This is a genomic window from Pedobacter miscanthi (genome assembly GCF_032678605.1).
Taxonomy (GTDB): domain Bacteria; phylum Bacteroidota; class Bacteroidia; order Sphingobacteriales; family Sphingobacteriaceae; genus Pedobacter; species Pedobacter miscanthi_A.
On sequence record NZ_JAVTSU010000015.1, the window covers coordinates 95,432 to 121,585 of the forward strand.

30 protein-coding genes are annotated in these 26,154 nt (G+C 38.1%); 12 read left to right on the plus strand and 18 right to left on the minus strand.

Annotation, left to right across the window (positions count from 1 at the left end):
* The first annotated feature begins 6 nt into the window (after window positions 1-6).
* From R2R28_RS21225 to R2R28_RS21255, 7 genes are all read left to right on the plus strand, one after another.
* Window positions 7-339 carry a 2Fe-2S iron-sulfur cluster-binding protein gene (locus R2R28_RS21225; protein ID WP_025143142.1) on the plus strand — a complete coding sequence of 111 codons (333 nt, stop codon included), beginning with the start codon at window positions 7-9 and terminating at the stop codon, window positions 337-339.
* Between the two features lie 84 nt (window positions 340-423).
* Window positions 424-666, plus strand: coding sequence for a Fe-S cluster assembly protein IscX (gene iscX / locus R2R28_RS21230; protein ID WP_025143141.1), 243 nt, complete (start codon window positions 424-426; stop codon window positions 664-666).
* Between the two features lie 64 nt (window positions 667-730).
* Window positions 731-1,258 carry a KdsC family phosphatase gene (locus tag R2R28_RS21235; protein WP_316827663.1) on the plus strand — a complete coding sequence of 176 codons (528 nt, stop codon included), beginning with the start codon at window positions 731-733 and terminating at the stop codon, window positions 1,256-1,258.
* Window positions 1,259-1,656: 398 nt separating this feature from the next.
* The gene (locus R2R28_RS21240) at window positions 1,657-2,487 is read left to right on the plus strand and encodes a universal stress protein (RefSeq protein WP_316827664.1); all 831 of its coding nucleotides are present in this window, start codon (window positions 1,657-1,659) and stop codon (window positions 2,485-2,487) included.
* Window positions 2,488-2,592: 105 nt separating this feature from the next.
* Entirely contained in the window at window positions 2,593-2,979 is a 387-nt protein-coding gene (locus R2R28_RS21245) for a Spy/CpxP family protein refolding chaperone (RefSeq protein WP_316827665.1), read from the plus strand.
* A 70-nt stretch (window positions 2,980-3,049) separates the two neighbouring features.
* Window positions 3,050-3,616 carry a Maf family protein gene (locus R2R28_RS21250; protein WP_316827666.1) on the plus strand — a complete coding sequence of 189 codons (567 nt, stop codon included), beginning with the start codon at window positions 3,050-3,052 and terminating at the stop codon, window positions 3,614-3,616.
* Window positions 3,617-3,668: 52 nt separating this feature from the next.
* Window positions 3,669-4,346 (plus strand): hypothetical protein, encoded by a 678-nt coding sequence (locus R2R28_RS21255; protein WP_316827667.1) that lies wholly within the window; start codon window positions 3,669-3,671, stop codon window positions 4,344-4,346.
* A 55-nt stretch (window positions 4,347-4,401) separates the two neighbouring features.
* Here R2R28_RS21255 and R2R28_RS21260 read toward each other — a convergent pair whose 3' ends face one another.
* Both R2R28_RS21260 and R2R28_RS21265 read right to left on the minus strand, forming a co-directional pair.
* A complete protein-coding gene (locus R2R28_RS21260) occupies window positions 4,402-5,316 on the minus strand; it encodes an exopolyphosphatase (protein WP_316827668.1) in 915 nt (304 codons plus the stop codon).
* 339 nt (window positions 5,317-5,655) lie between these two features.
* Window positions 5,656-6,375 carry a DUF72 domain-containing protein gene (locus tag R2R28_RS21265; RefSeq protein ID WP_316827669.1) on the minus strand — a complete coding sequence of 240 codons (720 nt, stop codon included), beginning with the start codon at window positions 6,373-6,375 and terminating at the stop codon, window positions 5,656-5,658.
* 185 nt (window positions 6,376-6,560) lie between these two features.
* Here R2R28_RS21265 and R2R28_RS21270 point away from each other — a divergent pair, with 185 nt between their 5' ends.
* Window positions 6,561-7,511, plus strand: a complete 951-nt coding sequence (locus tag R2R28_RS21270) for a DUF3829 domain-containing protein (RefSeq protein ID WP_316827670.1) — start codon at window positions 6,561-6,563, stop codon at window positions 7,509-7,511.
* A gap of 460 nt (window positions 7,512-7,971) precedes the next feature.
* Here R2R28_RS21270 and dnaJ read toward each other — a convergent pair whose 3' ends face one another.
* The 8 genes from dnaJ to R2R28_RS21310 all read right to left on the minus strand — a co-directional run bounded on the left by dnaJ (window position 7,972) and on the right by R2R28_RS21310 (window position 16,395).
* Window positions 7,972-9,135 carry a molecular chaperone DnaJ gene (gene dnaJ / locus R2R28_RS21275; protein ID WP_316827671.1) on the minus strand — a complete coding sequence of 388 codons (1,164 nt, stop codon included), beginning with the start codon at window positions 9,133-9,135 and terminating at the stop codon, window positions 7,972-7,974.
* A gap of 100 nt (window positions 9,136-9,235) precedes the next feature.
* Complete coding sequence (locus R2R28_RS21280; protein WP_316827672.1) at window positions 9,236-9,817, minus strand: nucleotide exchange factor GrpE; 582 nt, start codon at window positions 9,815-9,817, stop codon at window positions 9,236-9,238.
* 128 nt (window positions 9,818-9,945) lie between these two features.
* Window positions 9,946-10,629 carry a cell division ATP-binding protein FtsE gene (locus tag R2R28_RS21285; protein ID WP_316827673.1) on the minus strand — a complete coding sequence of 228 codons (684 nt, stop codon included), beginning with the start codon at window positions 10,627-10,629 and terminating at the stop codon, window positions 9,946-9,948.
* Window position 10,630: 1 nt separating this feature from the next.
* Window positions 10,631-10,834 carry a hypothetical protein gene (locus tag R2R28_RS21290; RefSeq protein WP_025143129.1) on the minus strand — a complete coding sequence of 68 codons (204 nt, stop codon included), beginning with the start codon at window positions 10,832-10,834 and terminating at the stop codon, window positions 10,631-10,633.
* A gap of 51 nt (window positions 10,835-10,885) precedes the next feature.
* Window positions 10,886-12,835, minus strand: coding sequence for a T9SS type B sorting domain-containing protein (locus tag R2R28_RS21295; RefSeq protein ID WP_316827674.1), 1,950 nt, complete (start codon window positions 12,833-12,835; stop codon window positions 10,886-10,888).
* A gap of 105 nt (window positions 12,836-12,940) precedes the next feature.
* Window positions 12,941-14,791: a T9SS type B sorting domain-containing protein gene (locus R2R28_RS21300; protein ID WP_316827675.1), complete on the minus strand. Its 1,851-nt coding sequence runs from the start codon at window positions 14,789-14,791 to the stop codon at window positions 12,941-12,943.
* 306 nt (window positions 14,792-15,097) lie between these two features.
* Window positions 15,098-15,364, minus strand: coding sequence for a hypothetical protein (locus tag R2R28_RS21305; RefSeq protein WP_316827676.1), 267 nt, complete (start codon window positions 15,362-15,364; stop codon window positions 15,098-15,100).
* Window positions 15,365-15,381: 17 nt separating this feature from the next.
* A complete protein-coding gene (locus R2R28_RS21310; RefSeq protein ID WP_316827677.1) occupies window positions 15,382-16,395 on the minus strand; it encodes an acyl-CoA reductase in 1,014 nt (337 codons plus the stop codon).
* A gap of 78 nt (window positions 16,396-16,473) precedes the next feature.
* Here R2R28_RS21310 and R2R28_RS21315 point away from each other — a divergent pair, with 78 nt between their 5' ends.
* Window positions 16,474-16,824, plus strand: coding sequence for a 4Fe-4S dicluster domain-containing protein (locus tag R2R28_RS21315; protein WP_090770007.1), 351 nt, complete (start codon window positions 16,474-16,476; stop codon window positions 16,822-16,824).
* 156 nt (window positions 16,825-16,980) lie between these two features.
* Here R2R28_RS21315 and R2R28_RS21320 read toward each other — a convergent pair whose 3' ends face one another.
* The gene (locus R2R28_RS21320; protein ID WP_316827678.1) at window positions 16,981-17,433 is read right to left on the minus strand and encodes a universal stress protein; all 453 of its coding nucleotides are present in this window, start codon (window positions 17,431-17,433) and stop codon (window positions 16,981-16,983) included.
* Window positions 17,434-17,542: 109 nt separating this feature from the next.
* Here R2R28_RS21320 and R2R28_RS21325 point away from each other — a divergent pair, with 109 nt between their 5' ends.
* From R2R28_RS21325 to R2R28_RS21335, 3 genes are read left to right on the plus strand one after another with little or no spacing between them, the layout of a single operon-like run.
* Window positions 17,543-18,328, plus strand: coding sequence for a C40 family peptidase (locus R2R28_RS21325; RefSeq protein ID WP_316827679.1), 786 nt, complete (start codon window positions 17,543-17,545; stop codon window positions 18,326-18,328).
* Window positions 18,329-18,367: 39 nt separating this feature from the next.
* Window positions 18,368-19,129 carry a hypothetical protein gene (locus R2R28_RS21330; protein ID WP_316827680.1) on the plus strand — a complete coding sequence of 254 codons (762 nt, stop codon included), beginning with the start codon at window positions 18,368-18,370 and terminating at the stop codon, window positions 19,127-19,129.
* A 17-nt stretch (window positions 19,130-19,146) separates the two neighbouring features.
* Window positions 19,147-19,902 (plus strand): carboxypeptidase-like regulatory domain-containing protein, encoded by a 756-nt coding sequence (locus R2R28_RS21335; RefSeq protein WP_316827681.1) that lies wholly within the window; start codon window positions 19,147-19,149, stop codon window positions 19,900-19,902.
* On the opposite strand, the gene R2R28_RS21340 is transcribed toward R2R28_RS21335, so the two are convergent.
* From R2R28_RS21340 to hisC, 7 genes are all read right to left on the minus strand, one after another.
* A complete protein-coding gene (locus R2R28_RS21340) occupies window positions 19,899-20,798 on the minus strand; it encodes a WD40 repeat domain-containing protein (protein WP_316827682.1) in 900 nt (299 codons plus the stop codon). The genes R2R28_RS21335 and R2R28_RS21340 overlap by 4 nt on opposite strands.
* Before the next feature lie 69 nt (window positions 20,799-20,867).
* The gene (gene hisIE / locus R2R28_RS21345) at window positions 20,868-21,470 is read right to left on the minus strand and encodes a bifunctional phosphoribosyl-AMP cyclohydrolase/phosphoribosyl-ATP diphosphatase HisIE (protein ID WP_316827683.1); all 603 of its coding nucleotides are present in this window, start codon (window positions 21,468-21,470) and stop codon (window positions 20,868-20,870) included.
* 108 nt (window positions 21,471-21,578) lie between these two features.
* Window positions 21,579-22,334 (minus strand): imidazole glycerol phosphate synthase subunit HisF, encoded by a 756-nt coding sequence (hisF, locus tag R2R28_RS21350; protein ID WP_316827684.1) that lies wholly within the window; start codon window positions 22,332-22,334, stop codon window positions 21,579-21,581.
* 92 nt (window positions 22,335-22,426) lie between these two features.
* Window positions 22,427-23,176 (minus strand): 1-(5-phosphoribosyl)-5-[(5-phosphoribosylamino)methylideneamino]imidazole-4-carboxamide isomerase, encoded by a 750-nt coding sequence (gene hisA, locus R2R28_RS21355; RefSeq protein WP_316827685.1) that lies wholly within the window; start codon window positions 23,174-23,176, stop codon window positions 22,427-22,429.
* 1 nt (window position 23,177) lies between these two features.
* Window positions 23,178-23,810, minus strand: a complete 633-nt coding sequence (hisH, locus tag R2R28_RS21360; protein WP_316827686.1) for an imidazole glycerol phosphate synthase subunit HisH — start codon at window positions 23,808-23,810, stop codon at window positions 23,178-23,180.
* 98 nt (window positions 23,811-23,908) lie between these two features.
* On the minus strand, window positions 23,909-25,042 hold the full coding sequence (gene hisB / locus R2R28_RS21365; protein ID WP_316827687.1) for a bifunctional histidinol-phosphatase/imidazoleglycerol-phosphate dehydratase HisB: 1,134 nt from the start codon (window positions 25,040-25,042) through the stop codon (window positions 23,909-23,911).
* Between the two features lies 1 nt (window position 25,043).
* Window positions 25,044-26,084, minus strand: coding sequence for a histidinol-phosphate transaminase (hisC, locus tag R2R28_RS21370; RefSeq protein ID WP_316827688.1), 1,041 nt, complete (start codon window positions 26,082-26,084; stop codon window positions 25,044-25,046).
* Window positions 26,085-26,154 lie beyond the last annotated feature (70 nt).

Consider the following 26,154-nt stretch of genomic DNA (forward strand, 5'->3'; position numbering starts at 1 on the left):
ATAATTATGAGCATTTTTAAACTAAAAATAAATTTTGAAGAAGCAGATCACGAATCTATTGAATTGCCAATAGCAGCGGGCGAATCTGTTTTAGATGTTTGTCTGGATAACGGAATCGAATTACAACACAACTGTGGTGGTGTTTGTGGTTGCAGTACCTGCCACGTTTACGTAACAAAGGGCATGGATAATATCGAAGAAATTTCTGATAAAGAAGAGGATTTTATCGATAGGGCTGTACGTCCGAAAATTACTTCCCGCCTGGGCTGCCAGTGTGTGGTGATTAACGGTGATATTGAAGTAACGATCCCGGATCAGTCTGGCTTTATGGGCCACTAGTTAGTCTGGAGTCTAAAGTCCTTAGTCGGGAGTCTAAAACCTTAGAACATTAAAACTTTTCAACCTTACAACAACAAACAAAACATGAACAACGATAAATTTGCTTTACCTTTTTACTGGAACGATTATGAAGATATTGCGATGTCTTTATATGAGAAATTTGGCGATGACTTTACGGAAGCTAAAATCTACCGCATCCGTTTCACCGAACTTTTAGAATGGGTACTATCTTTACCAAACTTTAAAGGAACCCGTGAAGAAAGCAGCGAAGGCCATTTAGAGCAAATTCAATCTGCCTGGGTTTACGAGTGGAGAGATAACCAGTAATTAGTCCTGAGTTCGGAGTCATCAGTCTTGAGTCGATTCCAAACACTTAACCCTAAACGCGCTAATGTTTCTTGAGAAATTAAAAGACATCACCACTTTCATTTTTGATGTAGACGGTGTACTTACCGATGGATCTGTTCAGGTTACTGATAACGGTCAATTATTGCGCACTTTTAACATTAAAGATGGTTACGCCATGCAATTGGCCATTAAAAGGGGATATAACGTTTGTATTATATCTGGAGGCGATGGTATTGCCATGGGCAAACGTTTCTTTAACCTTGGCGTAACCGATGTTTTTCTGGGTACGGGAGATAAGGTGACCATTTTCAATCAATATCTTCAGGATAAAAACATTACCGCAGGAGAGGTGCTTTACATGGGCGACGATATCCCCGATTTTAAAGTAATGAAACTGGTTGGGCTTCCAACCTGTCCGGCCGATGCGGTGGAAGAAATTAAAGCCATATCTACATTTATATCTCCTTACAATGGCGGCAGAACCGCTGTCCGCGATATCATCGAAAAAGTAATGAAAGTACAGGGCAGATGGCACGATGAAAATCCGAATGCCTCCGATTCTGGAGTGTAAATTAGTTCATTAGTCATTAGTTCATTGGTCACTGCAAAGTACCAACATCCAATTCTAATAAGTTTATTTGTCATTAGTTCATTGGTCCATTATTGTTTTTGCGGTTATTCCTCTGTCGGTATCCTCTGCGTAGTCGAAGGATCTTCTTGCAATCCGTCATCCTGAACTTGTTTCAGGATCTTTATCAGCCCAATAACTTAAGCTCTCCTAAACAACATCATTCTGCATGTAAGATTCTGAAACAAGTTCAGAAAGATGAAAAACTAGAATGACGTTACCATTATAAATCTCACCAATTAAAATTTGCAATAAATCAGATAATATGCGAAATTTACATTGATGAATTAATCAATCGATTGATTAATTTATCAATGTAAAAAAATGCTAATTTTAATCATATGAGCACATACATTGTACCAGTAGATTTTTCGAACACAGCAGATCATGCAGCTAAATATGCCGCCAGGTTGAGTTTCGCAATGACGAACTCAAAAATAATCCTGCTTAATGCTTACTACGTTTCAGAATATGAAAGTATTCTGCCCACACCAGATCTGATCGTTACCACAGATGTTCATATTGCCGATGAAATTACGAGAAGGTTAGAGGCGCTAGAAAAGCTTAAAATTAAATTGCTGGAGATTAATCCTAAGGTCGATATTGAAATTTACCTAACAAGAGAAACACTGTTACGGTCAATAATCGATCGGGTAAACAGAGAAGAGATTGAACTCATTATTATAGGTAGTAATGGTAAAAAGGCTAAAGATGAAAGCGATATTGGTTCTAATGCCATCAAAATTTCTAAATCAAGTCCGGTACCGGTTTTGGTGGTACCACCAAAAGCTGATTACCAATCCATCAGGAAAGCGATTTTAGCCTGCGATTTTAAAAAAGTAAAAGAAGTAATTCCAATGCACGCTCTTAAAAATATTTTGAGCAAACATGCCCTTGAACTTTTGGTACTTAACATCAACTCGGGGCATACAATTGATTCAGACGAAGAACATTTTTTGCACGAAATGTTGAAGGATTTTTCTCCTGCCTATCATTATGCTGATCACCCGGATACCATTAAAGGCATTGTAAAGTTTGCCAAAAGCGAAGAAGCACAGCTGATTATTGCATTGCCTAAAAAATATAGTTTTTTCGAAAGTCTGCTACACGAAAGTGTTTCTCAAAAATTAACCATCAAATCGCATGTACCCGTTTTGTTATTGAAAGATTAAACCTTTTCTGATCTGCAACAGTTAAGTTACATTTTGGGAATTAAACTTTTATCTTTTCCGGCACTCCAATTAGCTCAAATTTCAACCAAAAACAACAAAAACAACATGAAAAAATTAATGATGATTTGCGGATTGATGCTAGGTATAGCTGGTTTCGCTAACGCGCAACAAGGTGGTGGACAAGGCAGAATGATGATGAAGCCTGAGGAGCGTGTAAAACAGTTAGACGAAAAATTAAAGTTATCTGATGATCAAAAAACAAAATTAACTACTGTTTTTACCGAGCAGGCAGAAACGATGAAAAAAATGCGTGAAGAAATGCAAGGTGGTGATAGAGATGCGATGAGAGAGAAAATGCAAAAAATGCGTGCTGATAACGATGCAAAAGTGACTGCAGTATTAACAGACGATCAGAAAAAAACTTACGAAACCTGGCAAAAAGAACAACGTGCCGAAATGGAAAAACGTAGACAAGGTGGTGGAAACAACTAAATCTTGTTAAAATATCAAATAAGAAAAGCGGCTTTATGTCGCTTTTCTTATTTTAGCAAAAAAATAAATTATGCCTGTCAATTTTCCTCCGATTATCTTAGCTTCTAAATCGCCACGCCGTCAAGAACTTTTAACCCTTATGGGCCTAAATTTTAAAGTAGAATTAAAAGATGTAGATGAAAGTTATCCTGAAGGTTTAAGTCCGGCAGAAATTGCCGTTTACATTTCTGAACAAAAGGCTAAAGCATTTACCGGCGACGGTGAAATTGTGATTACAGCTGATACCATTGTTGCCTTAAATGGCGAAATTTTAGGCAAACCAACCGACCGGGCGCATGCGCAGGAAATGTTAAAAAAACTCTCAGGAAGTAAACACGAGGTTTTTACAGGTGTAACCATCGTTAAAGGAGATAAAAGCCATTCTTTTTACGATCGGACCGAAGTTCTATGTAAAGCGGTTACAAGCGAGGAAATTGACTTTTACATCGATAATTACCAGCCCTTTGATAAAGCCGGGAGTTATGGCGTGCAGGATTGGTGGGGCATCGTGGTGGTAGAGCGTATTGAAGGTTCGTATACCAATGTGATGGGATTGCCTACCGAGAAGCTTTATAACGAACTCTTAAAATTTATTTAAATTTCTTTGTGGAATTTTCTTAGCAGTATCATCATCTAAGAAAAACCACAACATGAAAACGAGAATTAACGAAGTTACCATAGCCGAACCCTGCTCACAAAACTGGGATGAAATGGATAAAGGAGCAGGCTTTAATTTCTGTAAAGCCTGTAGCAAAAATGTAATTGATTTTTCGGGTTATACCAATGCCGAAATTATTAATGTATTGGCTGGCGCCAGTTCTTCTGTATGTGGTCGCCTAAGCCAAACTCAACTAAACCAGCTTAATTACCACTTATCTGTGGCGCCAACGAGCAATAGAAACTGGATGAAATATCTTGGCGTGCTGGCCATTGGTATGAGCATTTTTGTAATGGATGCCAAAGCCGAAAAGCTTAAAACACCCATCGAAATCACTAAAACCATCCACAATAAAACCGATGATAAAAAACCTGTTTTACCTAAAAAAATATATGGTTATGTTATTGGTGCTGATAATAAAGCGGTTGCCGGACTAAGATTATCCATCTATGATACCAAATACTCTGCTTTAACTGATAAAAATGGTCGCTACGAAATTATTTTTGATGATAAGTTCGATGCCAATAAAAATCGTTTGATGGTTGAAAGTATCCAGTATGCAGCTTTTCTAACACTCGATTTTTCTAAAGAAAAACAAAACAATCTTCAACTTAAAAAGGCCGAGCCAATGATTATGGGGAAAATGATAATTACATCACCAAAGAAATAATCCTAAATTAATATACGCTAAACTCTCGGTGATCCATCAACAGATGGATCATTTTTTATATCAGGCTGGCCAAAACGCCCATTTTTAAATCGTAAGTAGAAAGTGTGAGCTTGTTTATTTTCGACCGGCCTAAAATGTAATTGGTAATTAAGGCTGCAATTACAATCATATCAACCCTTAATGGAATTATTCCGGGCATGGCTGCTCTTTCCTGATGAGTAGAATTTAATAGTTTACCGGCAATTGCTATATAATCGTCAAAGTTAAATTCGAATGTTTTGGCGATGCTAATATCTGTTTTCTCATTGTTTTTTTTAATGATGAGTTCTGCGAATGTTTCGAATGCGCCGGCGGACCCGATTAATATTTTGGGCTGGTATTTTTCGCAGATGTCGAAAAGATCGGCCAATTGATTTTGAATATGGAATAAAATAGCGTTTTTATCCCCATCATTCATGGGGTCTGATTTAAAAAACTGTTGCATTAAACGTGCCGCACCAATATTATAACTCTTCTTCCAAATCAGTTTTTCGGTATCGCAAAGGATAAATTCGACACTGCCGCCACCGATATCCATAATTAAGGAAAGATCAGTGATGGCGCCGCTTAGTTTAACACCTTCGTAAATTAATGCCGCTTCTTCATCGCCGCTAATGGTTTCAATCGTTATTCCGGTTTGTTCTTTTACCGCATGTACAAAGTCTTTTCCGTTTTCTGCGCTACGAACGGCCGAAGTTGCAGTAGCCCTTACTTTATCAACCCGGTATTCGGAAATGGTATGGCTAAAATCTTTAAGGCAATTAATTCCCCTTTCAAATGCCGACGGAATAATGATATTGTCGTTAATCCTTCCTTCGCCCAGCTTTACCGGAACATTGGTTTTGTACAGAATTTCCAGTTCTTTTCCGGCTGTTTCGGCAATAAGTAAATGAAAAGTATTCGTCCCTAGGTCGATCACGGCAATGCGCATATTTTTAATTTTATATTTTTTTGGAAAGCAGGGGCTGTGGTTCTTCGTGGGCGATAGCCCTGCTATCCATTAAATTTCGTTAATGTTAGTGCTAAATTAAAATATGTAGACCGAAATATCATTCCTATCAGGTTTATTTTTTAGGGTCTATGGTTTTTGGCAAGATAGCGAGTGGCTTAAAAAAATAGGCTATTGTCAGGCTCCCTAAATTTAGCACGAACCCAGTTTAATAAACGGGATAGTAGCGACAGCTCCCGATTTTTCATCGGGACTATAGCGTATAGCCCGGCTAACATTAAAATAATCACTGCAATTGCTTTTCTGAAAAACTTAGATAATTTACTGTTTTACCAAATCCTGCAATTGTTTGGCATTGTGTAAAGCCCCCGTGCCCCATGTATTATTGAAATAAACAAAAACATCACTTTCGGTATCTTTAATCTGATTTTTGAAATCCTTAATTACTTTAATATCATATTCTGATTTGTATAAAACAGGTTTTCCATGAAAACGATAATAAACATTCTCCGTATTTTGAATCACCTCATCAGGTAGGGCAGAAGGGTAACTTTGTCCACTAAAAGTGATATTGTTTTTGGCTAGTTTTTTATAAATTTCCTCTTTAAACCAACTGATGTGGCGGAATTCTACCACATTTTTAAGTTCCGGATTTAAATTGTCAATCAATAACTTTAGTCGTTCATCGCTATAATCGAATTTTGGCGGAAACTGGAACAATACACAGCCCAATTTCTCTTTTAAACCCAACTGTATAGCTTCATAAAAATCGCTGATGAGCTGCTCGCATTCCTGAAACTGTTTGTAATGGGTAATTAAGCGGGGAGCCTTAATCGTAAACAAAAAATCATCCGGACTTTCATCATACCATTTATCAAACGATTTTTGCGTGGGCATTTTATAGAAGGTAGAATTGATTTCTATCGTATTAAAATGCTCGCAGTAATATTTAAACCATTCTTTTTGTATCAATCCTTTTGGATAGAAAACTTCTTTCCATTCGCGGTAATAAAATCCAGAACAACCAATTCGCCATTTCATGTATAGAAAACAGGTTGTAAACAAAAAAGTTTATCAGTACGAGAAACATCTATCGTTACCTCGATTCGATAGCTATCGGGTCTTCTCGAAATGACGACTTTTGCCATTGATTACGCCTGTTACAACTTTTTTGGTTTAAAAATTGCTCTGATCGGGCATCAGATTATGAAAACAAATAAAAAACTATGAAAACACTCTTTAAATTAACCGCACTTGCCCTTGTACTGTCGGTTACAGCATGCAAAAACGATGGTAAAAAAGACAGTAACGGCAAAAGCACTTACGCCGAAGCCGATGAAAAAGATGTAAATGAAATTATTGAGTACAATAATGTAATGGTAAGCTTTACGGATAAAAACAATGGTTATATTAAGCGTATTGAAAGTAATATTATTAGAATAGAAAAGGGTTTGGGAAATCCGAATGACAGATTCGCTTTTACGGGGTTGTTGATGCCTTTTTCTATGAGTACGATTAGCGGCAGCAGGATAAAGCCAGATACCCCCCCAAGTGCTTTAAGTAATGATGATCAGAAATTTTTCAAGGAAAATGTGGTATCTATGACTGGTGTACTTGATAAGATTAAAGCAACCTATAAATCCCTGGATGAGTATATTAAAGCGGAAGACTGGAAAGATGATAAAGGTGTTAAAGGAAAAGCTTTGGTAGATTCTATTTACAGTATGGGTAAAAAATACTATGCTTATGATGAGGTGGTTTTGGCTAAATTAAATGTGATTGGAGATGATGCAGAGCGCGTAATTTTAAAAACACATCCGTTAAGAGAATACATATTTGCATTAAAAGATGACCGTAGCGCTGCTACTGAGTTTACCAAATTATTGGCCAGTAATAAAAATTACAAATCAATAGAAACAAAAGCTAAGGCGGCTTATCAGGCTCTTGAAGATCAGCACAATAAACACGTAGCTATGGTGGCACCGGATGCTACTAAATTTCCGGGAAAAGATGGTTATTTTAGAAATTTTAACGAAAGGTTAAACGATTATTTAATTGCTGCGAGAAAGATGATGCGTGATGCTGCTACATCAGGCAAGTTAACGGAATATAATATTGAAGAATTGGTTCGGGACCAGGATAGTATGCGCTCTGCCTACAACAATTTTGTTGACTAGCTTTTAAAAAAGGTTGGGTAATAGATTGGGTTTCTTGAGAACATAATCAGGTCGAGGCTGTTGAAGCGCCTTCAATGACGTAAGTCCTTCAACAAACGATCAATGACAGACTCCAATAAAATGGTCGTCATCTCCCGAACATTCCTATGGTGTGGACACATCTTTTTTAAATTTTTGTGGCGTTATAGAGCGGGAAAAGAATCTTTATAATTAATTGTGTCCACACGATTGGAACATTCGGGAGAGAGATCTTTGTATCAAGTGTTGAAATCAAATTTAAAGGATTTCTCCACTGCGGTCGAAATGACGATACTTCGAGCCCCTTCACCTTTTTTGTTCACCTGCCATTGATTTTTATGAAATGAATTAGCCTTGAGAATAACAAACTAATTTTTGAACATCCTTTAAAACAAAAAAACCGATGCCAAAAGCATCGGTTTTTTCAATTATATTTAATTCATTACTCGAAATATTCTTTCATTCTTTCGAAGAAACTCTTGTCATTTTTACCTGGCTGAGGCTTAAAGTTTGGCGATTCGCGTAACTTCTCTAAAGCGCTGCGTTCGTCGCTGCTTAACGCTTTTGGTGTCCAGATGTTGATGTGAATAATTTCATCACCTCTATGATAAGAATTTACTTCTGGTAAACCTTTGCCTTTTAAGCGTAATAGTTTTCCGCTTTGTGTACCTGGATCAATTTTAATTTTTGCTTTACCATCAATCGTTGGTACTTCAATGCTCATCCCTAAGGCGGCATCAACAAAGCTTAAATGTAAATCGTACACAATGTTATTGCCTTCTCGTTTTAAGGTTTCATGAGGAATTTCTTCGATCAGAATAATCAAATCGCCCGGGATCCCGCCATTTGGTGCTGCATTTCCTTTTCCGCTCATGCTTAGTTGCATGCCTTCGCTTACGCCAGCAGGAATGTTAATGGTAATGGTTTCTTCGCCACGTACCACGCCATCTCCATGACAAACTGTACATTTTGAAGTAATTTGTTGTCCGCTGCCATTACACGTAGGGCAGGTAGATGCGGTTTGCATCTGGCCTAAAATGGTATTGGTTACCCTGCGTACCTGGCCACTGCCACCGCAGGTACCACAGGTACTTACTGATGATTTATCTTTTGCGCCAGAACCATCGCAGGTTTTACAAACAATCAGTTTATTAACCTTGATTTTCTTTTCTGCACCATGTGCAATTTCTTCTAAGGTTAATTTAACTTTTATACGAAGGTTAGAGCCTTTAGCTACACGGCGACCGCCACGTTGCTGACCACCGCCACCGCCGCCAAAAAAGCTTTCGAAAGGATTATGACCACCGAATACATCACCGAAATTACTGAAAATATCGTCCATATTCATGCCGCCACCACCGTAACCGCCGCCGCTTGCACCGCCAACACCAGCATGACCGTATTGATCATAACGTTGTTTTTTCTCAGCACTGCTTAATACCTCGTAAGCTTCTGCAGCTTCCTTAAACTTATCTTCAGCAGCTTTATCCCCAGGATTTTTATCCGGGTGATATTTGATCGCCATCTTGCGATAAGCTTTCTTTATCTCGTCAGCAGCTGCGCCCCTGGTTACGCCTAATACGTCGTAATAATCTCTTTTACTCATTTTCTTTATAGAATGATTGAATGATTGAGTGATGGAATGATTGAATGATTGAATGATTACATTCACTCATTCTGACCTTCTCTCATTCAATAATTATTTCTTACGCTCCAACTACCACTTTAGCAAAGCGGATCACATTATCATTTAAAGTATAACCTTTTTCTACTTCGTCGATTACTTTTCCTTTAAGCTCCTCGGTAGGGGCAGGGATATTGGTAATTGCTTCGTGGAAATCGGTATTAAAAGGTTGACTAATACTTTCTACATCTTTCAAACCTTTTTGGGCTAAAGTATTTTTTAACTTGGTGCTTACCAGTAAAATACCTTCCTTAACAGGAGCTACATCGGCCGCGGTTTCCATGGCTTTTAATGCACGGTCAAAATCATCTAAAACAGGTAAAAGTGATACAATTACATCTTTACCAGCAGTTTGCAATAACTCAACACGTTCTTTTTGTGTACGACGTTTGTAATTGTCGAATTCAGCATATAAACGTAAGTATTTGTCGTTAAGCTGTTGTACTTCTGACTGCAATTTTTCTTCTGCAGATAATTCTGGTGCCTGCTCAGTTTCATTTGTAGAAGCATCAGTATTCTCTACATTCTCAGCAGTATTTTCTGATGTGTTTTCAGTATTCATTATATTTTCTTCTTTATCGTTATTTTTCTTCTTATTAAACATAATACTAGGCTGAATTTTTTTGTGTTAATCTCAACTATTTTGCCATAAACTGAAATCAGCCAAGCTGTCAGATTTATTTGAATTTATCTGAACAGATTGGCTGATTAGCTGACGGATGTCAGAATTTTTTATAAAATTTGGGCATCTTCGTGCACTACTCCGCTTTCACACTTGATGATACGTGAAGGAAAAGTGCGGATGATGTGGTAATCGTGTGTAGCCATTAAAACCGCAGTTCCGGCCTGGCTAATCTGTTTTAAAAGGGTTACAATTTCTTCTGAAGTTTCGGGATCTAAGTTCCCGGTAGGTTCGTCAGCAAGGATAATTTCAGGATCGTTTAACAAAGCCCTGGCAATTACAATACGTTGCTGCTCGCCGCCAGATATTTCGTGCGGCATTTTTTTAATTTTTGAACGTAAACCAACTTTGTCCAATACATCTTTAATACGTTCGTTAATCAGCTTTTCGTCTTTCCAGCCGGTAGCTTTTAATACAAACTCAAGGTTTTTTTCAATAGTCCGATCGGTAAGTAACTGAAAATCCTGAAATACCACGCCTAATTTACGGCGTAAAAACGGCACCTGGCTTTCTTTTAGGTTTTTGAGGTCAAAACCAGCAATATTACCCTCTCCGTTGCCAATATGAAGGTCGCCGTATAATATTTTAAGCAAACTACTCTTGCCCGAACCTGTTTGACCGATTAAGAACACAAATTCGTCTTTTTCGATGTGTAAATTTACGTTTGAGAGGACTAAATGTTTCTGTTGAAAAACATCTACATTGCTTAAATGAATTACTGAGTTGCCTGCCATATTATATTTCCAATTTTGCGATCTGCCCAAAAGGCAAACCTTTAACCATTTCCATAATGTAATCCTGCTTGTCGCCTAGTCCGAGTTTTTCCAGCGATTTATCAGGTCTGTCAACCCTAAAATACGCCAAGAGGGTAAACTTGTCATCTCTTAGCTGTACGTAATCCGGAATTTTGGCTATGCCTTTAACTTTAACGATATACATTGTGCTCAAAAATAGCATTTCCAAATGAGAAGCGAAAGTAAGAAGGTCTTTTTATCTCATCAGCATTACCCAGCCACTATAGGTTTTAAAATCTTCGTTTAAATAAATGGTGTAATAATACACTGCAGGAGGGAGATCTTTTCCATTCATTTTTCCATCCCAGGGTTTAAAGGTACCCGTACTTTGATACACGAGCTGGCCATAACGGTTGGTAATTTTCACCATTGGTTTAGGAAAACTAGCAGCAGCAGGGATATTCCAGGTGTCGTTTACGCCATCGCCATTTGGAGTAAAAGTATTGGGTATAAGCACTTCCGGATAAACCTGTATAAAAATATCATCACTAGTAGTGGTACAGCCAGAATTTGAGATTGCGTGTAGCGTATAAGTAATATCTTCTGTTGGTTTAGCAACGGGGTTTAGTTTGGTCGGGTCGTCGAGATAATCGGATGGTGACCAGTAATACGTAACATTATCGCCACTTACTTTGCCGTTTAAATTTATTGACTGTCCGGTTAATATCTTCTGATCTGCGCCTGCATCTGCTGTTGCATTTTTATTTACATTGATGGTGATTTGTGAATAAGTATTGCATCCGTAATTTGAAATCTGAACGGTGTAGGTGGTTGTTTCCGTAGGTGAGGCAATCGGGTTGGATATCCTTGCGTCTGATAAACCTTTTGATGGTTGCCAAAGGTAAGTTAACCCTCCGGATGCCTCAAGCTGTACAGATTTACCTTCGCAAATGGTTGCGGTCTGGATATTGGTTGTGGCAATTACCGGATCGTGGATTTGAACATTAGTTGTTGCCGGGTATGTACATCCATTTGCTGTAACCTGTACCGTGTAAGTGCCTTCATGCGCTTTAGTAGCATTTAAAATAATGGGATTTTGGTCAGAAGAAAAAAACTGGCCATTCGGGTCTGTCCAGCTGTAACTTGTTCCGCCCGATGCGCTTAAATAAATTGTATTTCCGATACAAACTGGTCCTGAGTTTTCGGCCTTAACAACAGGTATCGGGTTTACGGTAAGCGTAATGGGATCTGATACGGCTCTACAATTTACCTTATCAAGGTTACCATCAATGGCTGTAATTAACCGATACTGATAAGTTCCGGCTGTGCGGTTTAAAAAATCTATGGATACTTCTTTAGTCGTTTTTCCAGAGATATCAGTCCATACGCCAGCTGTTTTCTCTTGCCATTGGTAAACCGGGTTTACATACCCTGCAGAAATATTCGCGTTTAAAGTAAAATTGCTTGTATTTCCTTCGCACATGTTTAGCAAGGGATCGTTAGTATTAAAAAATGGGATAATGCCCGGGCCGCAAGCTTGCACGGTAATATCATCCAAAGCAAAATCGTTGCCACTATTGGTTAGTGTATGATTTACTAATTGTAAAGTAATGGTTGAGCTGGTACCATTGGTAAAATCAATATAATATTGATGCCATGTTCTATCTGCAGGTACATTGCCTGTTTCTTTACTTCCAAGCAGGTTATTATCAGGGTCTACTATTTGCAAGATCATATTTGGATTTTGAGCGTTGGCCGTAGGCGAATTTGCATTTAAAACCCAGATGGATAAACGTAAAGTAGTGTTTGGACAGAGGTTATCCATTCGTTGCTCAAAAAATACCGTTTGCGTAGCAACACCATCAATTAAAAGCATTAAACCATTTTCATTTCCCGTATGATCTGCATGAGGCTGCCAGTAAAGTGGAAACGGATTGCCTGGTGTTCCGGGTGTTTTAACTAAGCCTGATTGATTAGCTGCTAATGCCAAAGGGTTTGGGCCCGGTGGACCAAGAAAAGTTGTAAACGTAGAAGCTCCCGGCGCATATTGAGCCAAGGGCCCATACCAGTTATCCCTGCTGTTTCCTTGTCCAAAAGTTTGATTAATTAATGGTGCGCCAAATGTACCGGTACATACCTGGGCATTCAGAAAATTTGCAAACAGCAATATACAAAGAAAAAATAGCGCTTTTATTAAACGGTGCATTAACTGGCTCAGGGTTTAATGCAATGTTAAAGAAATTTAAATTTTATTTATAGCGTTTAACTTGTTTTTTGCTATAATTAAAATTTAGCAGTGATTTAAGGTTTTTTATCTCATCAGAATTACCCAGCCACTATAGGTTTTAAAATCTTCGTTTAAATAAACACTATAATAATATACTGCTGGTGGTAGGTCTTTTCCGTTCATTTTGCCATCCCAGGGCTTAAAAGTGCCAGTGCTTTGATAAACCAGCTGACCATAACGGTTGGTGATTTTAATAACCGGACTAGGGAAAGCCGAAGCAGCCGGAATATTCCAGGTATCGTTTATGCCATCGCCGTTTGGAGTAAAAGTATTAGGTATAAGCACTTCAGGATAAACTTTTATAAAGACAGCATCGCTGCTACTGGTACAACCTAGATTAGATACGGCGTTTAGCGTATAAGTCATATCTTTTGGCGGTGTAGCAATGGGATTTAATTTGGTAGGATCGTCAAGGTAATCTGATGGTGTCCAATAGTAGGTAATGTCATCGCCACTTACTTTGCCATTTAAGGTAATGTTTTGTCCGGTGATGATTTTTTGATCCGCTCCAGCATCTGCAAAAGCATTTTTATTTACAGTAATGGTGATTTCCTCAGTTGCCGAACATCCTCCATTAGAAACCTGAACCATATAAGTAGTTGTTTCTGTCGGTTTAGCAACAGGGTTAGCTATTTGAGTATCTGATAAGCCATTAGCTGGCTGCCAAAGATACATCGTGCCGCCCGAAGCCTCCAATTGAACCGATTGTCCTTCGCAAATGCTGGTCGTTTGGATATTGGTTGTGGCAATTACCGGATCGAGGATTTGAACATAGGTTGTTGCTGGTCTTGTACATCCATTAGCGGTAACCTGTACCGTATAAATGCCTTCCATTGCTTTTGTGGCATTCGGCATAGTGGGATTTTGATCAGAAGAAAAGAATTGGCCGGTCGGATCTGTCCAGCTATAACTTGTACCGCCAGATGCATTTAATTTAATCGTATTGCCAATGCAAACTGGCCCAGAATTTTTAGCCACAGCAACTGGCATCGCATTTACGGTAACCGTTAACGGCGACCCTGCAATCCTGCAGTTTGGCGAATTAATATTATTGCCATCGCCAACCAGTAAACGGTACTGATAAACACCTTTAACAGCGTTTTGAAATGATGCGGTATAAGCTGGCGTTTGTTCCCCGGCTAAATCTGTAAAACCTGTACCTGTGTTCATTTGCCATTGGTACCTTGGATTTTGATAAACGCCAGGACTAACATCAGTTTTAAAATTAAATGTAGCGGTATTTCCTTCACACATTTGAGCTGATGTTAAGGCACTGCCAATTATGGACGGTATAAGCGTTGGACCACAGGCACTAAAGGAGATATCATCTATAGCCAGGTCGTTCCCGCCTCCTCCTGGATTCTGATTGGTCATTTTTAAGGTAATTGTACCTAAATTTGAAGGTGTAACGAATGACCTCGCATATCTAATCCAGCCCGAGTTTTCTTGGATATCTCCAGTTTCAAATGGAGTAGTTAGTATATTAACTCCATTATTTTCTATTGTAAACTTAACATTCGGTTTAATCCCTGGGTTTCTTAAAATATTAATTATCCAGGCAGAAAATTCATAAGTGGTATTTGGACAGAGGTCGGTAATGGTAGCCTGATAAAATACCCCTGGGCTATTTGAAGCATTTACAACCATCATATAACCATTTGGATCGTTTGGTGTATGGTTTATAATCGATGGGATCCAGCCCCCATTTAATCCTGATATGGTTTTGGCTATGGTGTATTGTCCGTCTTCGGGAGTGCCCGTAACATAAGTATAGTTGGTAACTCCGTTGGGCAGGGCAGGGCCAAAAGTGCTGGTTCCCGATCCAAATGTTTCATTTTTAATCGGATCGCCCAGTGTTCCGTTACATTGAGCCAATACGCAGTCACCATTAAAAAAAAATAGAAAGAGAATTAAAAATATCGGGAGATAACGCATTGCTTAAAGGGCATTTAGCGAATATCTAAATAAAAAACTGTAATTCAATTTAAAACTTAAACCAGCTTGTTTTGATCAATTTATTAGCTATTTATCTAAAATGAAATTAGTTAGGTAGTTTGATATGTTATTTGAAATCATAACATTAAACAGGAAAAATTTTGTCTCCTGGTTCCTTTTTTTAAGAGATGTGTAGGCAGCAATAAAATGTTTTAATTCTTCTGTGGTTAACGCTGAAAATACATTCTAGACGGTGAAATTCTTAAAATCCTGAAAGTTTAATTTGGCCTTTGTTTTCTCAGATTTATCATTAGACCAGTTATTTTTTTTCGAAATATTATCAATTTGAATCATACAGGCACTTTCAAAAAGCACTTTATAATTGGTTACTTCCACTAGTTCATCTATTAAAATTTTATTAGAACTAGTGGCTTCAGCAGCGGCCGGAGGACCCTGAGCTTTTACAATTGAAAATGTAAAAATAAAAACAGCGATGAGTAGTAAGTTTTTCATAGATTAAAATTAATATGTTACAACCCATTCAAAAATTCGATGGTATTCACATTATCCGCATAATCCCAAAGTTTGGGATGCTGGCTTTGGCCAAAACCGAAAGTATTCATACTCAAGGGCGATTTGGTGATCACACACTGAATGTTTTCTGATTTATCTTTTAATTTCTCTTCAACCTCTTGCAGTTGTTCGTATTCTTCGTAGAAAAGAACGGCCAGTGGTGAAGTTAAATTTTCATCTTCTTTTAATAGCAAAAAGCCATTATCGAAGTGTTTGGCAGCATTAACCAAATAAATTGATTTATTATAATCGTAATTGTTATTGTACTTAAAGTGGTTGATGATGGGTTGAAAGCTTTCTATACCTTCGTAAAAATTTGCAATATCGTAATCTTTCGGAAAATAAATCTTGGATACATTTCTGCAGCCTAAGCCAAAATAATCAAAAATATCGCTACCCAGGTTTTGAATGTCTTCAAAACTTTCTAAACCATCTAAAACGGCCACACTGTTTCTGTTTTTACGGATGATATTGGGTACTTTGCCAAAATAATAATCAAAATAACGGGATGAATTGTTGCTGCCTGTGGCAATAACCGCATCAAAATCTTTCAAACGTTCTACATATTCTATTTTATCCTCAAATGCTGGTTCTATTTTAATGAGTTCAGCCAACACCGTTTTTATTAATTTGTCGTCTGCTGAAGAAAGTTTGATCAGTGCCATATTTCCAGTAGCCAATACACTTAAAACATCGTGTAAACCTACCATTGGAATGTTACCAGCGAGAATTAAACCAACCTTTTTAGGCGAGGCACTAAACTTAACCGAATTAAACCAAATGGCTAAATCAGCTTCATTTAACATCTCGGCAAAAGATAAAACAGATTTTTTTACATTTTCTACAGTGAACCATGCATTGGCATTTTCAACACTATAAATTGCATTTCCTAGTATGTCAGTAGGGTTTGTAAGCAATATGCCCAGTTTGTTAAACGCGGTTATTACTTTTTCTTGAGTTAATGCTGACATATTTAGAATTATTATTAAGTGATTATATATTATATTTGCATCGCAAAGGTAAACTAAGCAAAAGAATTAGACGAAAACATGGCGATTAAAATAACAGATGAGTGTATAAATTGTGGGGCTTGCGAACCGGAATGTCCTAACAACGCAATTTACGATGCCGGTACTGCATGGCGTTTTTCTGATGGTACCAATTTAAATGGTATCATTGATTTTGGTAATCAACAAATTGAAGCTGACGCAACGCAAGAAGCAGTTTCGGATGAAGTTTATTACATTGTATCCGATAAGTGTACAGAGTGTAAGGGCTTTCATGATGAGCCTCAGTGTGCGGCCGTTTGTCCGGTTGATTGTTGTGTGGATGATGAAGATATCCGCGAAACAGAAGAAGAATTATTGGCTAAAAAAGCCTGGTTACACCAGGAAGGATAGTCTTTTAAAGATATTTAAAGTGAAAGTCTCGCATGATGCGGGACTTTTTTTGTTTAAAAAAGATTTCAGTTCGCCGCCACAGATGCACAGATTAACGCGGAGGTATTTTGCGCCATGCTAACTAATGACTAATAACCAGTGAACTAATGAACTAAACTAATCTACCTCGCATTGATTAGGAATAATCAAAACCGGGCAGGCCGATTTTCTTGCTACGTGTTCTGCCACGCTTCCCATTAAAAAGTGGTAGAGGCCAGTTCTGCCATAAGTGCCAATCACGATTAAGTCAGATCCCCATTCATCTGATTGCTGGATAATGCCATGGGCTGCCGTATCAATAATACTTAAATAAGTGGTTGTAATGCCCTTACTGTATTTAGTCTCCATTCCTTTCAGTAAAATATGGCTATTTTCTTCGCTGTTATCATAGGTTTCTAGAAATACCGGTGCAAGCGTTAAATCGGGGTTTACATTGGCAGGAATAGGCTCGATAATGTTAACCAATGCCACCTCTGCTCCAAATTTCTCAGCCATATCGTAACCGGCTTTTGCCGCTTTTTCTGAGCAGGTGCTATTATCAACGGCAATTAATATTTTTTTAAAATTCATGACAGTACATTTAAAAGGTGAACATCATAAAAATAACAAATTTGCGCGCAAAATGTTAGGCTATGAATGTATTTTATTAGTTTTACAATAGTTTCACGAGCAGATTTAAATGGAAAATCAATACGGTATTTGCAGGGTTGCCGTAGCACCCTTAAGAGCTGATGCATCAGATAAAGCAGAAATTGTTTCACAACTTTTATTCGGCGATCACGTCGAAATCATACAGAAAGAAGAACGCTGGTGGCTCATTCAAAATGGCTACGATGGTTATGAAGGCTGGCTAGATTTCAGACAATTGGCCCCCATTAGCCAAAACCAGTTTGCAGAAATGCACGATTGTAAATTATTGGCTCCTTTAAGCTTCAATAATGTGTTAACGGCAGTTGATGGAAGTGATTATCATTTAAGTCCGGCTAGTAACCTTCCTTTTCTAAAAGATGGCTTTTGCTATGCCGGAGCAGAAAAATTTAAGCTGAATTTTGAAGCACATGATAACAGCTTAATCAATTTTAAAGATCAGGTAACCGATATTGCTAAGTTTTTCCAGAATATCCCTTATTTATGGGGCGGAAGGCATTTGTTCGGTCTTGATTGTTCTGGTTTTACTCAAACGGTGTTTAAAATGTTGGGAATCAAATTAAATCGTGATGCTTCACAACAAGCCGAACAAGGTGAACTGGTTGGTTTTTTGGCTGAATGTAAGGCTGGTGATGTTGCCTTTTTTGATAACGATGAAGGCCGGATTACTCATGTGGGCATTATGTTGAGCCCAAATGAAATCATCCATTCATCTGCCAAGGTAAAAATCGACCCGATTGATGATCAGGGGATTTTTAATAAGGAATTAGGAAAATATTCGCACAAACTCAGAATTATAAAACGTTTTGTGGAATAGTAGCCGAAAATGTATCCTATATAAAAGATACATTTTTTTATGCCATCTAAATTTAAAATTCAGATCTCCAATCCTTGCCATGAAGAGTGGGAAGAGATGCAAACCTATGTAAATGGCAAGTTTTGCGATTCCTGTCAAAAATCTGTAATAGACTTTACAAGTTTTACTGATACTGAACTGAAACGTTGGTTTAAAGAAAATCAAGGCAAAAGTTGTGGTAGATTTAAGCCTGAGCAGCTTGATCGTTATATAGGTGGCAAAACCGTACCATTTTTCAAAGTTTTTAAACCTAGTTTAATCGCAGCTTCAATTTTTGCATTTTTAAGTATTCCTAAATTCACTTATGCAAAATACGTAAGGCTATTGGAAACTGAATATAAAATTCAACAAAGCCAAGTTTTGGGTGATGTAGAAGGAGGGTATACCTTTATAAAGGGAAGAGTATATGATCAGGACGGAATTGGCTTAAATCATATAAATATCGAATTAAAAGATCAAAATATTTATGCTGAAACGGCCGCCGATGGCTCATTCTATATTAAAATTAAAAAACCAAAAAACAGAACTATTAGCGAATTGATTTTTACTTCAAACGCATTTGAGACTAAAAAGAGTTTATTTCTTTTAGGAGAGGAAAAAGAGATTTCTGTTGTTTTACAACATGCAATGCAGATGGATTTTACAGACAAGATGGTTGTTGATAAGCTAAGCGAACAATTGGTAGGAGGACTTGGTGGTATTTCGATAAAAACAACTGTAACCAGGAGAATTGTGAGCAGTATTATAAATATCTTTAGATAATTTCTTAATCGAATTTTATGCCATCTAAATTTAAAATTCAGATCTCCAATCCTTGCCATGAAGAGTGGGAAGAGATGCAAACCTATGTAAATGGCAAGTTTTGCGATTCCTGTCAAAAATCTGTAATAGACTTTACAAGTTTTACTGATACTGAACTGAAACGTTGGTTTAAAGAAAATCAAGGCGAAAGTTGTGGTAGATTTAAACCTGAGCAGCTTGATCGTTTAATTCATGTAAAATCGGATTTTGCAATTAGCCGATTTAAACCAAGCCTGATTGCAGCCTCTTTATTTGCTTTTTTGAGTTTTCCGAAATTGGGTAAAGGAGAAGTAATAAAACCATCAACAATTCAAACTACAAAAACGATAACCAATTTTGATAAAAAGAACCAGGATGAGGCATTATCTGATTCGTTACGGTTTATAAAAGGAAAAGTTACAGATAAAGGTAGATCTGCATTGCCAGGGGTAACTATCCGTATTTTGGGAGAAAAATATGGTTTTTCAACTGATGCAAATGGTGAATTTTCGCTTACTTATACCGTTCAAAAGCAAAATGAATTAAAAGAGTTAGATATAAGGTACATTGGCTTCGAAAATAAAATAGTAAAATTGAAACCAGGTGATAGCTATCTTGATATTATTTTAAATGAAGATACAACTGTATTTATGGGGGATGTTGTTATTGTGAGAACACCATTTTGGAAGAGGATCTATTCTAAAATGAGAAATCAACTGCGGAATATTAATCCATTCTATAAAAAAATAAATTAACCTTCCATTTCCCAAACCATCACCTGCCTATCGTCTCCCGTAGAAATCAGGTGCTTTCCGTCGTGGCTCCAGATAATTTTATTGATGGAATGCGTATGGCCAATTCCGGCTTTCTCCAAACTTAAAATTTTATAAAGTTTAAAATTTTCTGCATCCCAAAGTTTAATGCTTTTATCCTGACTACTCGTAGCAAAATAGGGTAGGGTGGGATGAAAGGCGATATCGTACACGGTAAACATGTGTGCCGGCACGGTATCCCTCAGTTCGTAATTCGGCAGATCCCATATTTTTAACTGGGCATCGCGGCTTCCTGAAATTAAGTATTTACCCGTTGGGTGGTAAGCGAGTGAGGTTACCGGTAAGGAATGACCTTCGAGAGATTGTTTTAAGCTATAATCTGCCAGGTTATAAATCCTGATCAAATGATCTTTACAGCCAAAGGCAACTTCACTTTCATTGGGCGCTATTGCAATTGCCCTAACCGTATCGTAGGCCACCTGAAAACGGTAAATCTCTGTAAAATCGTTCAGCGACCAAACAGCCGCAGTGCCATCTTCGCCGGTGGTTAAAAGCTCATTTTTGCCTTTTACCGTTTGTATATTAAAAATGGGTTTGGTATGGGCATTTATTCTGTTGATTACCTTTTGTTCCTTAAAGTCGTAAACACTAAATGCACCGCTACGTTCTCCAATAAATAATTGATTATTGTAATAGTGTAAACAATATACCGAACTCTGTACAGGCATTTTAACCTTCACAAAAGCCATGGTATGTAGCGACCATTCTACAACTCCCTTATCGTTCCCTGCGCTAAAAAATATACCATCCTCATCCGAATTGGATAAAGCATAAACAGGGTTTTGGTGGCCAGGAAGGGTTTGTAAGTGTTTTAGCATTTCTTGAGGTTTAAGGTTTAGGGTTTAAGGTATAGGGATTTAGCACCTTACACCTTTCAGCCTTCTGCCTTATCGGTGTCTTTTTTCTAAGTTTTTGGCAATATCCTGAATAGATAAACCCTTTTCTTTCAATAAAAACAAGAGGTGAAAAACAAGATCTGATGCCTCTCCAATTAATTCTTCTTCCGTTTCAGCAAGCGCGGCAATTACAGTTTCTACACCTTCCTCACCAACTTTTTGGGCAATTTTGTTCAAACCTTTGCTGCGCATTTTATTGATGTAAGACCCCTCAACTGGATTTTCATATCGATCATTAATGATGTTTTCGAGTTCGAAAATAAAGTTTTGGTTAAAATCTGTTTTAAAACAGCTGCGGCTTCCGGTATGGCACGTTGGTCCAACAGCATCTGCCTTAATCAGAATGGTATCGTTATCACAATCCACAAAAAGTTCTTTAACAAACAAAAAGTTGTTGCTGGTTTCACCTTTCGTCCAAAGGCGGTTTTTAGAGCGCGAAAAGAAGGTAACTTTGCCTTCAGCTTGCGTTTTTTCCAAAGCTTCGGCGTTCATATAACCCAGCATTAAAACCTCCAAAGTTTTATAATCCTGAATAATTACGGGAATTAAACCCTCTGTTTTATCCCAATCAAGGGAATTGGTATCGATTGTCATTTTTATGATGTTTCCGTCATTGCGAGGAACGAAGCAATCTTACTACTTTTGTAGGTTCGAACCCATAGCATTAGGATTGCTTCGTGCCTCGCAATGACGAGTTAACTATTATATTCTAACAGGAATATTGTTCCTTTTCAATTCTTGTTTTAAATCAGGGATCAGGATTTCGCCATAATGAAATACCGATGCTGCAAGTGCGGCATCAACGTTAGCTTTTTGGAAAACCTCAGTAAAATGCTCCATACTACCTGCTCCACCTGAAGCTATAATCGGGATATTGATCATTTGGTTTACTTTGCTTAGCAATCCGCAATCAAAACCTGCTTTAGTGCCATCGTGGTCCATCGAAGTTAACAAAATCTCTCCTGCGCCTAAATCTTCGGCTTGTTTAATCCAGTTTTCGGTTTCCAGTTCGGTAATTAGCCTTCCTCCATTTAAGTGGACCATATTTTTACCGTTTACATATTTGGTGTCGACTGCCAAAACCACAAACTGCACCCCAAAGGTTTTAGCCAGGTCTTCAATTAATTGAGGATTCCGAACTGCTGCCGAATTGATACTGATTTTATCAGCTCCGGCATTTAATAATGCTTCTGCATCAGCAATTTCGGTTATTCCACCACCAATGGTAAAAGGAATATTTAATTGCCTTGCAACCGATTTAACCATTTCAATCATCGTTTTCCGACGCTCGTGAGTTGCCGTAATATCCAGGAAAACCAATTCATCCGCTCCCTGTTGTGCGTATTGTGCCGCCAGCTCCACAGGATCGCCTGCATCGCGTAAATCAACAAAGTTTACACCTTTTACTGTACGGCCGTCTTTAACGTCTAAACAAGGGATTATTCTTTTCGAAAGCATATTTTTGTTTGGGTGTCATGCTGAGGAACGAAGCATCTGTTTCATCGTGGGCAGATCCTTCATTCTTCAGGATGACATAAATATTTATGGAATTAGATTGAACTGAGTGCCTTCAAATTCCACTCTTTAATTTCTTCAATAGTAATGCGGTCTTCGTAAATTGCTTTTCCTACTACAACACTTCTGATTGGGTATTTAGCAAGCTCGTAGATATCTTCCATTGAACTCACACCACCCGAAGCAATCAGTTTAATCATTGGTGAATGTTCGAGCAGTTTTTTGTATAACTCAACAGCTGCGCCGCCTAATTTTCCATCTTTGCTGATATCAGTGCATAAGAAACGGAAAAACCCTAAGGAAAGACATTTGTCAACGTAATCCATTAGTTTAATTGGTGAGCTTTCCATCCAGCCCGAATATTTAATCACTTCATCCAAAACATCAATGGCAATTACGATGCGGTTTGCATAATCGTGTTTTTTTGCAAAAGCCTCACTTAATTCGGGTAAGAAATCAGGGTTGGTAATGGCCTGGGTACCTACAATTACCCGGTGAATACCGGCATCAAGCAGGTTGGTAACCTGCTCAATGGTTCTGATGCCACCACCGTACTGCACTTTCATTTCCGTTTTTTTAATGATCTCGAAAAGTGATTTTTGGTTGCTGAAATCACCTTTAGCTCCATTTAAATCAATAATATGGATAAAATCCGTACCATTTGAGCGGTATTTTTCTATCATTTCGGCAATAGAAACGTCGTACTCTGTTTTTTGGTTGTAATCGCCTTCGCGCAGACGGACAACTTTTCCATCCAAAATATCAATAGCAGGTATTATGTACATTTTATAAGCTTAAGTTTGAAAAATTTTTTAATATTAATTCGCCGGCTTTTCCCGATTTCTCAGGGTGGAACTGAACGCCGTAAAAATTATTTTTTTGCACTGCTGCCGAAAACTTTAAACCATAATCGGCAGATGCGATGTCAAAAGTAGGGTTATATTCAATAAAGTACGAATGCACAAAGTAAAATTGTGTATTATCTTCAACACCTTCAAATAATGGATTGTTTTTCAGGCTAACTGCATTCCATCCCATGTGTGGTATTTTGATATTCAGCGATTTATCGAATTTTTTGGTTTTCACCGGAACGATATCTAAAAGTGCTGCATCTCCCTCTTCCGAGTGTTCGGTAATGAGCTGCATGCCCACACAGATGCCCAGCACAGGTTTGGTGAGTTTTTTAATGGCTTCAACCAGTCCTGTTCCCTTTAATTTTTCCATCGCAGCACCTGCGTGGCCAACACCCGGAATAATGATGTGGCTATATTTTTCGAGGTCGTTTTCTGTATTTACCATGCCATAGGTCACATTTAAGCGGTCTAATGCTGCGGTAAGGGAGAAAATGTTGCCTGCTCCGTAATTTACTATTCCAACCCCTAAATCCCCTGAAGGGGACTTTGAATTCCTATCGTTCATGTTATTGTGTATAACTAATTTATCTTAACAGTGGCCTTTGTTATTTTTTACAATAGCTATTTCAATTCGCTATCTGCTCCCCTTTAGGGGTTGGGGGGTTACAACATTCCCTTTGTGCTCGGTAATACCATTTTTTCGGCGTCGCGTTTTATGGCCATTTTAATGGCTTTGGCGAATGCTTTAAAGATAGCCTCAATTTTATGATGCTCATTATCGCCTTCTGCCTTTATGTTTAAATTGCATTTCGCGGCATCACTGAACGATTTAAAGAAATGGTAAAACATCTCGGTAGGCATATCGCCAACTTTTTCGCGTTTAAACTCTGCATCCCAAACAATCCAGTTTCTTCCTCCAAAATCAATCGCTACCTGTGCCAGGCAATCGTCCATTGGTAAGCAAAAGCCGTACCTTTCAATGCCTAGTTTATTGCCTAATCCTTTGGCAAAGGCTTCTCCAAGGGCAATACCAGTATCTTCTATGGTGTGGTGCTCATCAATATGTAAATCACCTTTTGCAATTACCTCTAAATCCACACTTCCATGTCTGGCAATCTGATCAAGCATATGATCGAAAAAGTTTAAACCGGTTTCAATTTTGGCTTTCCCTGTTCCGTCCAGATCCAGGTTAATGGTAATATCTGTTTCGTTGGTTTTGCGTTCGTGGTGGATTTTTCTGCTTCCTGCTTTTAACAGGTTGTATATATCTTCCCATTTCTTCGTTTCTAAAATGATAATGTCTAAAAGTGTTTCATGTTTATCTAACGCTTCTGCAGAACCCAATGCATCATTCTGACGAAGAAAAATGGCTTTGGCACCTAGGTTTTTGGCCAAAACCACATCGTTTAAACGATCGCCGATCACGAATGAGTTTTTCAGGTCGTAATCGCCGCTAAAATATTTTGTCAGTAAAGCAGTACCAGGTTTACGGGTAGGGGCATTATCTCTTGCAAAAGTTCTGTCGATTACAATTTCGCTAAAGTTTACACCTTCACCGGCAAAAGTATCCAACATGAAATTATGGATCGGCCAGAAATTTTCTTCAGGATTCGACAATGTTCCCAGTCCATCCTGGTTGGTTACCATCACCAGTTCGTAATCCAGCTCGGCCGCAATTTTCGATAAATAATATAAAGAACGCGGATAAAATTTAAGCTTTGCAAAACTATCTACCTGCTCATCATCAGGCTCGATATTTAATGTTCCATCGCGGTCTATAAATAGTACTTTCTTCATTTTAAAATTTTTCTAAAACAGTTAATAGTTTATCGTTTTCTTCTTTTGTACCTACCGTAATCCTTAAACAACCTTCGCATAAAGTTACTTTCGATCGATCGCGTACAATGATGCCCTGATCTACCAAAGTATCGTAAATTTTCAATGCATCGGTAACTTCTATGAGGATAAAATTTGCGTCGGATGGATACACTTTTGTTACCGCATTCAGCTCGTTGAAAGCGATGGATAAACGCTGTCTTTCTGCAACAGATGTTTTGATCCAATCGTTAACCTGTGCGATATTTTTTAAGGCTTCGAAAGCTAAATCCTGTGTGGCCTGATTGATGTTGTATGGTGGCTTAATTTTGTTCAAAACATCAATTAATTTTGTTGAAGAAAAAGCCATGCCCAAACGTAAAGCGGCAAGGCCCCATGCCTTCGAAAAAGTTTGCAAAATCACCAGGTTTCCGTACTCGGTTAGCTCCTGTATAAAGGTCTTTTGCCTGGCGTAATTTATATACGCTTCATCCACCACAACGATGCCATTAAAGTTGGCTAAAATGGTTTCAATATCTTCCCGGTTTATCGAATTTCCGGTCGGATTATTTGGCGAACAAATGAAGATTAATTTGGTGTTTTTATCAATCGTTTCGGCGATCTTTTCCATATCCAGCTGGAAGTTCGGGAGCAGGTTCACTTTGCGTATTTCTACATCATTTATATTTGCCGAAACTTCGTACATTCCATAAGTTGGAGGTAGTACAATTACGTTGTCTTTTCCGGGGTTGCAAAAAGCACGGAATAATAAATCTATCGCTTCATCGCTGCCGTTTCCTAAAAAAGTATTCTCAATTGGCACACCTTTTATTTTACTGATCGCATCTTTTAAATCAAGCTGCAAAGGATCAGGGTAACGGTTGTAATTTGCCGGTAGTGGCGAACCGTAACTGTTCTCATTTGCGTCTAAAAATACTGATGCCTGACCTTTAAATTCGTCCCTTGCGGTAGAGTAGGGGCGAAGGTTTTTTATATTTTCTCTTACTAAATCGTTAATGTCCATTGTTTGAGGTAAAAGGTAAAAGGTAAAGGTAAAAGGGATTGGCGAGTTGCCTAAAGCTTTCTACGTTGTA